We start from the raw sequence: 14340 nt of genomic DNA, 5'->3' as shown, positions 1-14340 counted from the left end.
TGAGCGGCGCGTGTCCTTCGTGAACGGAGGCGATATGTCATTCACGCTTCGTGATTGGTGGGGGGAGGTGACCTCGCCCAAGACGCTGCTGATGGCGGCCGTTCTGACGGCTGGCTGTGTCATCGCTGGTCCCTTTGGCACTATTGACATGCCGTTCGGTGTGCGGGCGGTTTATTGGCCGATGGTGAATGCCGTGGCGCTGATGATGAGCCTTGCCGCGATGGGGATCGTGCATGAGACCCGCCGCTTTGCCCGCTGGCCGGTCACCGCCCGCAATGCCTTGGGTGCGGCGCTGTTTGCGGTGCCGTTCAGCATCGTTCTGCATGGCGTGACGCGGCTCTTTGTCGGGGCGGGGGACATCGCGCGGCTGTTGGTTTTCGTGCCGAGCGTGTTTGCCGTGGCGTTTTTGATCGCGATTGCCGTCACGACCCTCTCAAGAGTCGATCACCGCAAGCCCGCGGAAGGCGAAGGGCCATCGCGCCTCATGGCGCGTTTGCAGCCACGGATGCGCGGGCGGCTCATTCGGCTGGGGGTGCAGGATCACTATGTCGAAGTGCACACGGCGCAGGGCATGTCCCTCATCCTGATGCGGCTTGGCGATGCGGTGGAGGAGGTCGGCGGGGTCACGGGCCACCGGGTGCATCGCTCCCATTGGGTTGCCGAGCAGGCGATCCGTGACATCCAGCGCCGCGATGGCCGTGTTTTCCTCATGATGGAGGACGGTGCAGAGGTGCCGGTCAGCCGCTCCTACCAAAAAGCGTTGCGGGAAGCCGGGCTACTCTAGCCCCTCCATCACCATGATCGTGCCCAGCATGATCGCCACATGGGTCTCAACAGTGCCCGCCCGCGCGGCAATATCAGCGCGCACCACGATCAGGCGGCGGCCCGCGCGTTCAACCTTGCCGCGCGCGATCAGGCGCTCTCCCTTTGCGGGGGCAAGGAGGTTGATCTTCATCTCCGTGGTCAGGACGCCCTGTGTGGCTGTCAGAAGCGTCTGTGCGGCAAAGCCCGCCGCGCTGTCGCCCATGGTCCAGGTAAAGCCCGCATGGGCATAGCCATGCTGCTGGCTCGTCTCAGGCCGGATCGGGGCGGAAAGGGTCACGGCCCCCGGGGCGATTTCATCCACCTGCCCTTGGAGCGTCGCCATGATCCCCTGTTGCGCAAAAAGCCGCCGCCCGCGGGCAACATAATCCGGGTCGCTTGGGGTAAAGGGCTGGCTCATGGGCTGATCCTGTCGAAAGGAATGTGATGCTGCGGGGCGCGGGTGAGGATAATCCGCGTCTCCCCCTCGATCCAAGGGGCGAGCGCGTCATGGGTCACGGACAGACCGCCCGTATAGGCGCCAAAGGCGGGCAGGATCACGCGTGAGGGGGTCACGACAAAGCAGGATGAGCCGACGCGCCCGCGCGGCGTGCTCAGGCGTGCTTTCGGGTGCCAATGGCCAGAGATTTCGCCTGGCTCCGCGTCATGCTCCGCGATATGGCGAAAAGTCAGCGGGCCATGGCGGACCTCATCACGGTGCACACCTCCAAGGTCAACCGGACCGGGATCGTGATTGCCCTCGATCCAGATCCATTGCCGCCCGGCCATCATCACCGTCAGCGCCTGCCGCGCCTCTGCATCAAGCGCCTCTCCCGCGGCCAGATCATCGAAACTGTCGCCAAGGCAGATGACGACCGCCGGATCAAACCGTTGCACCGCATCGCGCAGCCGCGACAGGGTTTCGGCGGTGTCATAGGGCGGCAGCAGCGTGCCACCGCGCCGCGCGATCCGCTCCGACTTGCCAAGATGCAGATCGCTGACACACAAGACCCGCTCCGCCGCCCACCAGAGGGCGGCATCTGCGCAGGCGGTCAGCGTCGCCCCGTTGAACTGAAAATCACCCGTTTGCATGGGCGAAAACAAACCCGGAACATCGGGCCGGCGCAAGCGGAAAGATGAGCTTACTTGGGCTTATACCCAGCATAACAGTTATGCAGGCTCTGCTCTTTGTCGCGTAGCTTGCGTTTCGCTTTTTTCAGGGTATCGCGCGCCTTGTTCAGAACTGCGCCGGCCTCCTGATAGCGTTGCTTATAGTAAGCGATCTCTGCTGGTATCCCGCGACCTACGGCGAATTCCCATTCTTTATAGGCATGGGTACAAGCCGCTTCCGCTTGGCTGACATCGGACTTGGCCGTGCTGAGGTCATCTTTCGCCTCTTGCCATGCCTTTTCCTTCCAATAGCAATCCTTTTGCGCGCGGATCAGCGCATTATCATCCGCCACCAGCGCGGCGAGCCTCTCTTTTTGGGACATGAAAACCTCCTGACGCCTAACATGGGCAGTATTGAAGGGCGGTCATACGGAATCAAGCCCGGCTTCGGCGATCACGGCAGCGATGTCCTCATCCAGCAGGCGGGCTTCGGCCTCTCCCTTGATCGGCACGCGCCCCACTTCGAGCAGGAGTGGGGCAGCCATCGGGGTGACATGGGGCGCGTGCACCGTGTCGATGCGCCCCCCGATCCGGGACAACAACTCCTCCACCCGGTCAAAATCGACGAGACCGCGCATCGCCTCATCCCGCGTGATCCGCAGCATCAGGTGACCAGGATCATATTTGCGCAACGTGTCATAAAGGATATCGGTCGAAAATGTGGCCTGCCGCCCGGTTTTGCGCTGACCGGGCAGGGTCTGCTCGATCAATCCGGCGACGCGGGCGGGGATTTTGAACGTGCGTTTCATCACCGCGTTGCCCGCGAGCCAATGCTCCAGCCCGTCCCGCAGACCGCTGGCATCCAGGAGCGGCGCCGGGTCCGCTACCCGCTCCAGCCCCCAAATCAGAAGCGCGTAATCGTTGGCAACAAAGCCAAGGGGCGCAAGCCCTGCATCCTCCATCCGCTTGGTGACCAACAGGCCAAGTGTTTGATGCGCGTTGCGCCCTGCAAATCCGTAAAGGCACAGATGCGCCCGCTCTCCCCGCCAGAACGTTTCCGCCAATAGCCGGTCGGGGCAAGGCACGCGCGATATCCGCCTTTGGGTCGCGAGCCAGTCCTGCACATCCCCGGGCAGGCGACGCAGGGCCGCGGGATCGTTCAGATCGGCCATGACCCGATGCGCCAGCAGCGTGGACATGGCAAGCCGCGTGCCGCCAAACGCCGCGATACGGGGTGTTTTGCTCGCATCGGGGCTGACCTGCACCGTCATTTCCTTCAGCCCTTCATAGCGCACGACCTGCCCCCCGATCAGGAATGTGTCACCGGGCAAAAGCGTGGCGGCAAAGCTTTCCTCGATCTCCCCGATCGCGCGCCCGCCGCCGCCGCGCCAACGCACCTTCAGCGTTTCGGTGGCGACGATGGTGCCGATATTCATCCGCAGCGCGCGGGCGCGCCGGGGATCGCGCAGCCGCCACATCCCGTCCGTTTCGATCAGTCTTTGGTATCGGTCATAGGCGCGCAGGGCATAGCCACCCGTGGCGCAGTAATTCAGGCAATCGTCAAAATCGGCGCGGCTGAGCTGGGCATAGGGGCCGACCTGCCGGACCTCGCGATAGAGCGTATCGGCGTCGAATGGCCCGGCGCAGGCGGTGAGCAGGATGTGCTGGCACAACACATCGAGTGGCCCATCCGGGCGCGGCTCCCCGTCCAGATCACGCGCGATCACGGCATCAAGGGCGGTCTGACACTCGATAATCTCGAACCGGTTTGCGGGCACGAGCAGTGCCTTGGATGGCGCGTTATAGCGGTGGTTCGCGCGCCCGATCCGCTGGACCAGCCGCTTTACGTTTTTCGGGGCACCGACCTGAATGACAAGATCCACATCGCCCCAGTCGATCCCCAGATCGAGCGAACCGGTACAGACCACGGCGCGCAAGCGGCCCTCCGCCATCGCGGCCTCCACCCGTTCGCGCGCCTCGCGCGACAGGCTGCCGTGATGCAGGCCGATGGGCAATGCCTCCTCATTCAGTGACCAAAGCTCACGAAAGAACAACTCGGCCTGCGCGCGGGTGTTGATAAAGACGAGTGTGATCCGATGGGCCCTGATCTGCGCCATCACATCGGCTGCGGCGTAGCGCCCGCCTTGGCCCGCCCATGGCGCGGATGCGGTGGTGCGCAGCATCGCGATATCAGGCTCCGGCCCCGGATCGGCATGGAGGATCTCCGTCTCCGGCGCCAGAAACCGGGCGAGCGCTTGGGGGTTTTCGACCGTGGCACTCAGGCCCGTCAGGCGCAAATCCGGGCAAAGCGCCTGTAGCCGGGACAGCCCGAGCGCCAGTTGATCGCCGCGCTTGCTTTCGGCCAGCGCGTGGATTTCATCCACCACGACCCGGCGCAGCCCGGCAAAAATGCGCGGCGCATCCTCATAGGACAGCAACAGCGCAAGGCTCTCTGGCGTGGTCAGCAGGATATGCGGCGGATCGCGCCGCTGCCGTGCTCGCGCGGCTTGCCGTGTGTCGCCGGTGCGATCCTCGACTCGGATGGGCAGGCCCATCTCTGTCACCGGGATTTCGAGGTTGCGCCGGATATCTGCTGCCAGCGCCTTCAAGGGAGAGACATAGAGCGTGTGCATCCCCGTGCGCGGATCTGCGGCCAAATCCAACAGCGATGGCAAAAAACCCGCGAGCGTCTTGCCCCCGCCGGTGGGCGCGATCAACAACTGCGCCCGGCTTTGCGCGGTCAGCAAAGCCAGTTGATGCGGATGCGGGGACCATCCGCGCGCCGCGAACCATTCGGAAAAAGGGGAGGGCAATGTCATGCGATCAAACATAGGCCCGCGCCTGCCCCCTGACGAGCCACCCATACTTCGTTTTTCCACAAATACCTCCCGCCGGAGGCTCCCGCCCTATCCGCGCTTGGGTCGCGGGGGCAGGGCGCGGATGCTGGCCTGTATCGCCTTGGCAAGCGTCAGATCGGCCCCGTCGGGCGCACCATCCATCGCGGCCTGCACATCCTTGACGAGGATGCCGATCGTGTTGTCCGGCGCATAGCCATCCCGCGCGAATTCGATATCGTCGTAATGGGTGCCAAACCATGTCTGCCCGGTGCTGTCATGCATCAGCGCCCGCAACCGCCCCTCATCAAGTCCCAGCGCATCCGCCCAAGCAAGCGCCGTGCGCGTGGCCGCCGTGGAGCTTGCCGCGACAAGGTTGTTCAGCACTTTTGCCGTCGCGCCCGCACCAAAACCGCCCATCCGGTGGCTGACCCGCCCCATGGCGTCAAACAGGGGTTGCATCGCATCAAGTTCACCCTCCGCGCCACCCAGCATAAAGGATAGCCGCGCCTCATCCGCCGCAATCTGCGCTCCGCTCATCGGCGCGTCGATCAGCGCGATGTGATCCGGTACGCGCGCCCGGAGCGCTGTCACATAACGTGGCGACAGCGTGGAGGAAAGGATGATGGTGCGCAGACCCGGCGCATCACACAGCCGCTGCGCCCCGAACAGGACGTCCTCGGTCTGCGCCACATCGCGCACAACGCTGATCAACACGGTGATGTCTGCGCGGAAAGTGGCCAGCGGCACCATGAAGGGCGCGTCTTTCTCCACCACATCATAGCCGCGTACGGCAAAGCCAGCCTGATCCAGCGCGCGGGCCATTCCCATGCCCATGCGCCCGCAGCCAGCGACCCCGATGATCATGTGAACTTGGGCGGGCGTTTTGCCATATTGGCCATGACCGCCTCCATCTGATGCGGTTTGCCGATGAGGTCGCGCTGTTCTTGCGACTCCGCCATCAAAAGCGCGTCGCGCGCGCCATCATGCTGCAACAACCGTTTCGCCGCGCGTACAGCACTTGGGCTACGCCCTGCGATCTCTGAGGCGAGCGCCAGCGCGCGCGCCAGCGGATCGGCATCGCATTCGGTCACGAGGCCATAGCCAAGGGCCGCTGCCCCCTCAAACACCTCAGCCGTGTAGAAAAGTCTTGCCAGCACATCCATGGACGCCAGCCGGGGAAACGTGACCAGCCCGCCCATATCGGGCACGAGGCCCCATTTCATCTCCATGATCGACAGTTTCGTGTCGGGTGCGGCGACGCGGATATCCGCACCGCTCGCGATCTGCATCCCCGCCCCGAAACAGGTGCCATGCAGCGCTGCGATGACTGGCACGGGCATGTCATGCCAGACGAGCGTGGCGCGCTGAAACAGGTTCGCGTCGCCATGGGTGCGGGCCATGATGTCAAGCGTCGCCAGTTCTGCGCCGAAGGACATCACGTCCAACCCGGCGCAAAAGGCACGGCCCTCACCGCTCAGCACCACGGCGCGCAGGATGTCATCCTTTGCCAGCGCCTCCCCCGCGCTGACCAATTCTGTCAGAAGTGCTGGGTTGACCGCGTTCATCTTGTCGGGCCGGTTCAGGCGGACATGGGCGACGGGGCCCTCATGCGTGACGGTGATCAGGCTCACAGCGTGTTCTCCTCATCGGCAACAAACAGGTTGGCCCATGCCCGCTCGATCAGGGGGACGGACATTTGCGGCGCGATCCCCTCATAGGCACAGATAGAGGCCATCTGGTCGATCAGAAACGGTGCGTGGAAGGAGGCAAAAGGCGCGCCCACCGACGGGTAGAGTTTGCGGATCAGATGGGCGAGCGTCGTCTCATCGGGCTTCATCTTGTATTGCCGCGCGACCAGCAGAAAGATTTTGATGAAGTCATCGCGGCTTGGCCCGTCGATGCGGATCTTGTAGTAAATCCGGCGCAACGCCGCCCCGTCGAACAGCTTTTTCGGCGCGAAGTTGGTGGAGAAGATGACGAGCGTGTCAAACGGCACGCGGAATTTCTGGCCCGATTGCAGCGACAATAGGTCAAACTGCTCCTCGATCGGCACGATCCAGCGGTTCATCAGCGCCTGTGGCGCTTCGCGCTGACGGCCTAGATCGTCCACGATGAAGATGCCACCGGTCGCCTTCAACTGAAGTGGCGCCTGATAGGTCCGGCTCATCGGGTTGAAGCCAAGATCAAGCATGTCGATGGTCAGTTCGCCCCCGGTGATCACCGTGGGGCGGCGGCATTTGACATAACGCTGATCGAATGTGTCGCTGCGGCGCAATCCGTGCTCGCTCACCGGGTCGGTGATCGGGCGATGGACGGAAGGATCAAATACCGCGATCATCTGCCCGCCCACTTCCAACACGCGCGGGATATAAACGTGATCGGTTAACGCATCGCGAATGGCCGAGGACAGCACGGATTTCCCGTTGCCCGGCGGCCCGTAAAGCAGGATCGACCGACCCGAATTCACCGCCGGGCCAAGGTTTTCCAACAGCCCCTTGGGTAGGATCAGATGGGCGGAGGCTTTTTCCAGCGCATCGCGGGTGATCGTGGAATTGCGCAGCGATTGTGCCGAAGATTGGGCGGTAAATGCGTCAAGCGATACGGGAAACGCGCCCGCATATTCCGATTGCGCCAGCGCATCGAGCGCGCGCGCACGGCCCGTATCGGTCAACTGGTAGCGCAGTTCCGAGCCCGCTTCACCCTTCATCCCGAGGGTTTCGATCAGGCGTCCATCGCGGCACATCTGCACGAGGTCTTCGATCACGGGCGGCGTAACGGCGCAGGCTTTCGACATGTCCGACACGCTGGTGAGGTTGAGCCGGAAAATCGCCTTTAACAAAAGATCGCGCAGCAGGGTCGGCGCGATGCCGGTTTCCGCAACGGTGGTCGGGGCCTTGGGTGCGGGAACAGAGGTCATGTCAGGATCACAACAAGGCCAAGGTAGAACAGGATGCTGGCCGAGATCGACAGACCGAAGGGAAACTTCCCACGCTCGCCCCAACTGCCCCATTCGGGCACGGCATCGCGCACCGGGCTGACCCGTGCAAGCCCACGATGCACGATCACGCCAGCAAGGGACATCATGCCCAGAACCTGCAAATATAGGCTCAGGTGATCGGTGCTCGGATCGACGAACAGGATACCGGCAGACAACAGCTTCACATCGCCGCCGCCGATCAGCTTCAGCGCGTTGAGCACAAAGCCGGTGATCAGCACCGCCGCCCCGATGCCAAGCCGCCAGCCCATCTCAGGCAATCCAACGAGGAACGGGGCAGAGACGACAAACAGGCCCAACAGGGCCAGGGACACCTCATTCGGGATGCGCATGAACCGCAGATCGCTCCATGCCGCATAAAGAAGCGGGAGCGTGACGAGAAGGAGAAACACAAGCGGCGCCATGGCTCAACGCTCCACCACGGCTTCAAGCGCTTCGAGCTTATCCGCCGCTGCGGGGAAGAAGCGCGGATGGCTGTTGACGGCGGCGCGCAAAAGCCCCTTTGCCACGTCCTCCTCCCCCTGCCGCAGAGCCACGAGGGCAAGGTTGTGGTAAAGCTGCGCCCGCTCCTCTTCGGTCATCGGCACGACGGGCAGGGTGTAGATCTGCTCCAGCCCGCGCGTGATCGTCAGGTTGTTCTTTGGCCCGAACTGGCCCGGATCAAGGGCCACGGCCCGTTCAAACAGGTCCATCGCGCCGGGATTGTCGCCCCGTGACAGATGCGACACGCCCCAATTGTTCAAAACCGGTGCGGGGCGCGTGGTCAGGGATTGGGCCTGATCGTAATAGCGGTCTGAATCGGCCCAGCGGCCATAATGATCCGCGACAAGCGCGTTGAGCAGGTTGTAGCGATATTCATCCGTCAGCGTCGGAAGCAGCTCTAGCTGGATCGCGGCCTCCTCGAACCGGTTTTCGCGGATCAGCACCTCGGTATAGACAAGGCGGTCATTGGTTTCGGCCTGCCCGGTCGTGTTCAAATCCTCATAGATGCGCGCGGCCTCGGTATACCGGCCCGCGCGGGCAAGGGCTTGGGCATATCCGCGTTTGTAATCCACGCGCTGCGGCTCCCGCGTGAGGGCCGCCTCGAAATAGGACACGGCATCCGCCGGATCGCTCAAGGACAGCATCAGGTCGGTGAGGTTTGCCTCCTCAATGAGGTCAATTTCGTCAAACCCTTCATCTGCGTCCACCCGTGGGGCGGTTTCACATGCGGCCAGCGCCATCAGCAGGGCAGCAGCGGGTAGAGCCCATTTCATTATCCATCCCCCTCAGGATCACCTGTGGTTAAGAAATACCGACCATGCCCGAGCGGCACCAGACGGAAATCACCCTCAACCGTGGCCGGAGTCTCCCCCGTCTGCTCCAGGCTCGCAAGGGCCATGTTGAAGTTTCGCGTCACATCGGGGCTGGCACCGCTATCAAGCAGGAAGGCAAGGCGAAACGCCGCCTCCGCCCCAACGATATCGCCCTGTTCGTGCAGCACCACACCGAGATTATTCCACCCCACGATGGAGCGCGGATCGGCCTCGACCGCCGCGCGCAGGAACCGCTCTGCCTGTTTGAACCGGCCAAGCGCCTGATTGGCCGAGCCAACACCGACAAGCGCGCGGGGATCTTGCGGATTGTCGATCAGCGCGCGCGCGAAACTGCGCCGCGCCAATTCATGCTCGCCCGCATTCATCAAGGCGTGCCCGGTTTGCAGGGGATCGACCGCCCGGTCCACATCCAGCGTAAGAGGACGCTCCCCCGTCGGGCGCAGGTCGGCAAATCCATCCGGCCCCGCACATCCCGCGAGCAGCAGTATGGCCAGCAGGGCGCGCATGGGCATCAGCCCCCCGAAAGGGTCTGCATCACCTCGTACACCGACGGCCCAACCAGCAAAAGCAGGAGCGGCGGCACGGTGAACATCATGGTGCCAAGTGTCAGTTTGGTGGGCAGCACGTTCGCCTTTTCCTCAGCGCGCATCACGCGCTTGTCCCGCATTTCCGCGGAATAGACCCGCAGGGCGGAGGCGATGCTTGTACCGAAACTGGCAGATTGGATCAGCACCGTCACGAAGGAGGACACATCGGGCACGCCGCACCGCTCCGCCATGTCGCGCAGGACGGTCACACGCTCTTTCCCGGCGCGGACTTCGTTTGCCACGATCTCGAATTCTTCGGCCAGCACGGGATAGCCCGATTTGATCTCCCGCGCGACGCGCATGATCCCCTGATCGAGCGACTGGCCCGCCTCCACACAGACGAGCATCAGATCGAGCGCGTCGGGAAAGGCGGTCGCGATTTCTTCCTTGCGGCTCTCCACCCGGCGCGTCACCCAATAATCCGGGCCGAAATACCCGATCAGACCGGGGATGAGGACGGTCATGATCGTTTTCATCACGTCCTCTTGGGTGTTGAAGATGAACACACCCAACAGCCCCACGCCCAACATGCCAAGGCCAAGTGCCACGCGCAGGAAGTGATAGGTCGACACCGCAGAACGGCTGCGATAGCCCGCCTGGATCAGCTTGAGCCGCACCGCGCCGAATTCTTTCTGGTCCTGCGGTTCCAGATAGTTGGCGAAGGCATCAAGCCCCAGTCCGTTCGGCTCTGCACGCAGTTTAAGCGCCTCGCCCCGGTTCTGGTTCAACTGGGGTCGCGCGGTTTTCGGCGCGGGGGCGGATTCCGTCAGTCGGTCCAGCGGATCAACGGGTTTCTTGAGCGCAAAGGGCGCGGACAGCGCGATGAGAAACAGCCCTGCCGCGCCCAAGGCATAGAGCGGCCCGAACGGGCCGAATGCGGCGACCAGCACGTCCCAAACGGTATCCAGCGTGTTGAGTATCATGTCCATGGCTGCATCATACCTTGATATTCACCATGGCGCGCATGAAAACCATGTTCACCACCAGCATGACCGCCACGAAAATGGCTCCGGGCAAAAAGACCGAGCTTTGCTGGACTTCATCGTAATAATTCGGGTCCACAAGGTTGATCATGATGATCGCCATGAGCGGGAACATGGACAGGAACCAGCCCGACCATTTCGCTTCTGCGGTGATCGCCTTCACGCGGCGGAACAGCTTGAACCGGGCACGGATCACGGCGGCAAGCCCTTCGAGCACTTCGGCAAGGTTACCGCCCGATTGCGCCTGAATGCTGACCGCCACCGCGAGAAAGCGCAAATCCTGCACGTCAATCCGCTCCGCCATCTGGTTGAGCGAGGTGGTGACGTCCATGCCGTAGGTCGCCTCATCCGCGATCATGCCGAATTCGGTGCCAAGCGGATCAGGCATTTCCTGCGCCACGATGGCAACGGAGCTGGAGAAAGGATGCCCGACCTTGAGCGAGCGCACGATCAATTCCACCGCATCCGGCAACTGCTCTTCAAACAGTTGCAGCCGGGCTTTCGCCTTGTTGTTGAGCCACAGATAGACGGCGGCATACCCCATCAGGATGCCGATCATCAGCCGCAAAAACAGACCGGCGGTGGAAAAGATCGTCAATAGGATGAACACCACAGCCGCCATCGCGATGATCACCACGATCAGCGCCTTGGGGCTAAAGGCGATATTCGCTTGGGCAGCGCGTTCATAGAGGGGGGCAAAAATGGGGATGCCGGTGTTCTTTCGGTGGCGATCCCGCTCCGTGCGGAGGGTTTCGAGCACCTCTTCGGGGTCTTCCCCTTTCTCCAGCAATTCCAACCGGCGGTTGACCTTGGATTCCAGCCGCACGGAATGCCCGAAGATGACAAGGTAAATGCCCTCGACCAGTGCAAGCACTGCGACAAACACAATCGCGTAAATCAGTGGCTCGAACGACATGCGCCCGGCTCCCCCTCGACAATGGTCTTACGCCGATCCCCCCCGGGTCGGTGTATAGATGCTGTTTGGCAGATCGTAGCCCCATTGGGCAAAGCGTTCCGCATAATGCGAACGTAGCCCGGTTGCGGTGAAATGCCCAATAATCTTTCCGTTTTCACTAACACCTGTGCGCTGGAAACGGAACACTTCCTGCATAGAGACGATATCCCCCTCCATCCCGGTGATTTCCGTGATCGACAGCATCCGGCGGGAGCCATCCTGAAGGCGGCTGACCTGCACGACAAGGTTCACAGCCGCCGCGATCTGGGCGCGCATCGCGTTGATCGGCATCTCCACCCCGGACATGGCGATCATGTTTTCAAGGCGGCTGACAGCATCGCGGGCGGAGTTGGCGTGGATCGTGGTCATGGACCCGTCATGGCCGGTGTTCATCGCCTGCAACATGTCGATCACTTCGTTGCCGCGCGTTTCCCCAACGATGATCCGGTCCGGCCGCATCCGCAACGCGTTGCGCAGCAGATCACGCTGGGTCACCTCACCGCGCCCTTCCACGTTGGGCGGGCGGCTTTCCATGCGGCCGATATGGATCTGTTGTAACTGAAGTTCGGCGGTGTCCTCAATCGTCACGATCCGCTCGGAATTGTCGATGAAGGAGGACAGCGCGTTGAGCGTCGTGGTCTTACCCGACCCGGTTCCGCCTGACACGATCACGTTGATGCGCGATGCCACGGCAGCCTGAAGATAGGCGGCCATTTCCTCGGTAAACGCGCCGAAATTGATCAATTCGTCGATCGAGAGCTTCTCCTTGGAGAATTTACGGATCGAGACGAGCGCGCCATCCACCGCACAGGGCGGTACGAGCGCGTTAAAGCGCGAGCCGTCTTGCAGGCGGGCGTCCACATAGGGGTTTGATTCGTCGACCCGGCGGCCCACGGCGCTCACGATCTTGTCGATGACACGCAAGAGGTGCTTGTCATTGCGAAACACCGTATCGGTCAATTGCAGTTTGCCGCCGCGTTCCACGAACACCTGATTTGGGCCGTTGACGAGAATATCGTTGACCGTTGGGTCTTTCAGCAGCGGCTCCAGCGGCCCAAGCCCGGTCACTTCGTCATAAAGGTCGCTGTTGAGTTGTTCCGTTTCGGCGGCGGTCAGCACCACGCTCATTTCGCGCAAGCCCTCGCGCGCGATGACGCTGATTTCGCGCCGCAACTCGGCCTCCGGCACCCGGTCAAGAACGGAAAGATTTAGTGTTTCCAGTAGCTTACGATGCAGGTCCATGCGGATATCGAGCAGGCGCTCGCGCCGCTTGCGATCCCGTTCCGCATCGGGGGACTGCTCGACCACCGCCTGTGCGCGCACGATACGCGGCGCGACCTCTTCTTCCTGTTGCCGCGGGGGGGCGACTGGATCAGGGGCAGAGGGCGCGGGGCGGACGGCAGGTTTCGTGATCTTTGGCGGGGCAGGGGCCGACGGCACCGCACCCGGTTTTTGATAACGTGAAAACATGCTCAGAGCCCCCCTTGCTCAGACCGATGAATTGTCCCTCAGATCGTACCGCTTTTTTGCGACTCCACCAGTTTTATCAGGGAGATCGCGGTTTTGTTAATCTCTTTACGCAGCGGATTGCGCGCCGCGGCCTCAGCGAGGGGTTTGCCGTGGTCGCACGCATTCGGAATGGCGCTGCCGCCATCAGGAAGCATGACGTTAAACTCAATACCGAGCGTTTCCGCGAGCCGTTTCATCCGGCTCCGACGCCCCGACATATCTGTCAGGCCGGGTGCGCGGTTCAGCACATACTGGATTTTCTCAAACGGCAAATCCTCGGCCTTCAACGCGCGCAGGAAGCGCAGCATGTTGTCGGCGGAACGCATATCGGTTTCCATTACGGCAAAATAAGTCTCCGCCCGGGTCAGCACGATATCGGACCACCGCGTCAGCGCGCTGGGCACGTTCACCACAATGAAATCATAGCCTTGCACCATGAAATCCAGAATGGTGTTCAGCGTTTCCGGCTCCATGAAATCAAGCGGCAGCGCATCCGGGGGCGCGGTAAACACATCAAGCCGCTTGTTGAAGGTCTGGATCGCCTGTTTGACGCTGTCGCGGTCCATGTTTTCGGGGGAGGAGAGCAATTCGTAGATCGCCTCCCGCCGCTGAAGCTCCAGATAGGTCGACACGGTGCCATATTGCAGATCAAGGTCGATGATCGCGACGCGCTTATCGGTTTTGCGCAATTCCAGCGCAATTTCCCAAGCAAGGTTCACGGCGAAAGTGGTCGCGCCCACGCCACCGGCCACGCCATAGACGGGCATTATCACGCCTTGCCGCATCTCGGTTGCGGCTTTCGCTTCCGCCACCTTTTGGGACACCTTACCCCGCATCGAGCGGATGGTTTCGGACAGCACCCCTTCGGGCAGCGGGTAGGGCGTGAAATCGTCGGCCCCGGCGCGCATCAACGTGTGCATGGCGCGCGGGCTGACCTCATCGACGACCAATAGCACCGCCATGCCCTTCTGCTGGCCCGCTTTGATCAGGTCGGCAAAGGTGCCAAAGGCCGGTTCGTCATCGGGCTCAACCGCGATGACGAGGATTTCGGTTTCCTCCGGGTTAACCTCAGCGATCCGGTCAAAAGCCGCGCCTACGGCAACGGATTGCCATGCTGTCCCGAATTCTTCGTCGAGATCCTCCATCAGGAGGTCAAAATCTTCCAGATGTGTTGCCACGGCGAGCGCTTCTGGCGCGGGCGTGGACTTACCTCTCAACAACGCCATTAGCGCGACTGCCCCTTGATC

15 protein-coding genes are annotated in these 14340 nt (G+C 62.3%); 1 reads left to right on the top strand and 14 read right to left on the bottom strand.

Going from position 1 to position 14340, the window contains the following annotated elements:
* The first annotated feature begins 34 nt into the window (after positions 1-34).
* A complete protein-coding gene (locus FHS89_RS09790) occupies positions 35-784 on the top strand; it encodes a LytTR family DNA-binding domain-containing protein (protein WP_184011088.1) in 750 nt (249 codons plus the stop codon).
* Here FHS89_RS09790 and FHS89_RS09785 read toward each other — a convergent pair.
* The 14 genes from FHS89_RS09785 to FHS89_RS09720 all read right to left on the bottom strand — a co-directional run bounded on the left by FHS89_RS09785 (position 776) and on the right by FHS89_RS09720 (position 14319).
* Positions 776-1222 (bottom strand): PaaI family thioesterase, encoded by a 447-nt coding sequence (locus FHS89_RS09785; protein WP_184011086.1) that lies wholly within the window; start codon positions 1220-1222, stop codon positions 776-778. The genes FHS89_RS09790 and FHS89_RS09785 overlap by 9 nt on opposite strands.
* Positions 1219-1893, bottom strand: a complete 675-nt coding sequence (gene pdeM / locus FHS89_RS09780) for a ligase-associated DNA damage response endonuclease PdeM (RefSeq protein WP_184011085.1) — start codon at positions 1891-1893, stop codon at positions 1219-1221. Before pdeM ends, FHS89_RS09785 begins: the two co-directional genes overlap by 4 nt.
* Before the next feature lie 50 nt (positions 1894-1943).
* Positions 1944-2294 carry a hypothetical protein gene (locus FHS89_RS09775; RefSeq protein WP_184011083.1) on the bottom strand — a complete coding sequence of 117 codons (351 nt, stop codon included), beginning with the start codon at positions 2292-2294 and terminating at the stop codon, positions 1944-1946.
* 42 nt (positions 2295-2336) lie between these two features.
* Positions 2337-4730, bottom strand: a complete 2394-nt coding sequence (locus tag FHS89_RS09770; RefSeq protein ID WP_184011080.1) for a ligase-associated DNA damage response DEXH box helicase — start codon at positions 4728-4730, stop codon at positions 2337-2339.
* An 87-nt stretch (positions 4731-4817) separates the two neighbouring features.
* On the bottom strand, positions 4818-5612 hold the full coding sequence (locus tag FHS89_RS09765) for an NAD(P)-dependent oxidoreductase (RefSeq protein ID WP_184011078.1): 795 nt from the start codon (positions 5610-5612) through the stop codon (positions 4818-4820).
* Positions 5609-6379, bottom strand: a complete 771-nt coding sequence (locus tag FHS89_RS09760; protein ID WP_184011076.1) for a crotonase/enoyl-CoA hydratase family protein — start codon at positions 6377-6379, stop codon at positions 5609-5611. Before FHS89_RS09760 ends, FHS89_RS09765 begins: the two co-directional genes overlap by 4 nt.
* Positions 6376-7665 (bottom strand): P-loop NTPase family protein, encoded by a 1290-nt coding sequence (locus FHS89_RS09755; RefSeq protein ID WP_184011075.1) that lies wholly within the window; start codon positions 7663-7665, stop codon positions 6376-6378. The genes FHS89_RS09760 and FHS89_RS09755 overlap by 4 nt, the downstream gene beginning before the upstream one ends.
* Positions 7662-8147, bottom strand: a complete 486-nt coding sequence (locus FHS89_RS09750) for an A24 family peptidase (RefSeq protein ID WP_184011073.1) — start codon at positions 8145-8147, stop codon at positions 7662-7664. The genes FHS89_RS09755 and FHS89_RS09750 overlap by 4 nt, the downstream gene beginning before the upstream one ends.
* Before the next feature lie 3 nt (positions 8148-8150).
* On the bottom strand, positions 8151-8999 hold the full coding sequence (locus tag FHS89_RS09745; protein ID WP_184011071.1) for a tetratricopeptide repeat protein: 849 nt from the start codon (positions 8997-8999) through the stop codon (positions 8151-8153).
* Positions 8999-9571 carry a tetratricopeptide repeat protein gene (locus FHS89_RS09740; RefSeq protein ID WP_184011068.1) on the bottom strand — a complete coding sequence of 191 codons (573 nt, stop codon included), beginning with the start codon at positions 9569-9571 and terminating at the stop codon, positions 8999-9001. The genes FHS89_RS09745 and FHS89_RS09740 overlap by 1 nt, the downstream gene beginning before the upstream one ends.
* Positions 9571-10575, bottom strand: coding sequence for a type II secretion system F family protein (locus FHS89_RS09735; RefSeq protein ID WP_246413739.1), 1005 nt, complete (start codon positions 10573-10575; stop codon positions 9571-9573). Before FHS89_RS09735 ends, FHS89_RS09740 begins: the two co-directional genes overlap by 1 nt.
* A 7-nt stretch (positions 10576-10582) precedes the next feature.
* On the bottom strand, positions 10583-11545 hold the full coding sequence (locus tag FHS89_RS09730; RefSeq protein WP_184011066.1) for a type II secretion system F family protein: 963 nt from the start codon (positions 11543-11545) through the stop codon (positions 10583-10585).
* A 27-nt stretch (positions 11546-11572) separates the two neighbouring features.
* Complete coding sequence (locus FHS89_RS09725) at positions 11573-13054, bottom strand: TadA family conjugal transfer-associated ATPase (RefSeq protein ID WP_184011065.1); 1482 nt, start codon at positions 13052-13054, stop codon at positions 11573-11575.
* 38 nt (positions 13055-13092) lie between these two features.
* Complete coding sequence (locus FHS89_RS09720; RefSeq protein WP_184011063.1) at positions 13093-14319, bottom strand: CpaE/TadZ family protein; 1227 nt, start codon at positions 14317-14319, stop codon at positions 13093-13095.
* Between the last annotated feature and the right edge of the window lie 21 nt (positions 14320-14340).

The organism is Rubricella aquisinus (assembly GCF_014199445.1).
GTDB classification, from domain to species: Bacteria; Pseudomonadota; Alphaproteobacteria; order Rhodobacterales; family Rhodobacteraceae; genus Rubricella; species Rubricella aquisinus.
The sequence above is the reverse complement of the archived record's forward strand: the minus strand, read 5'-3'. Positions and strand labels throughout refer to the sequence as shown.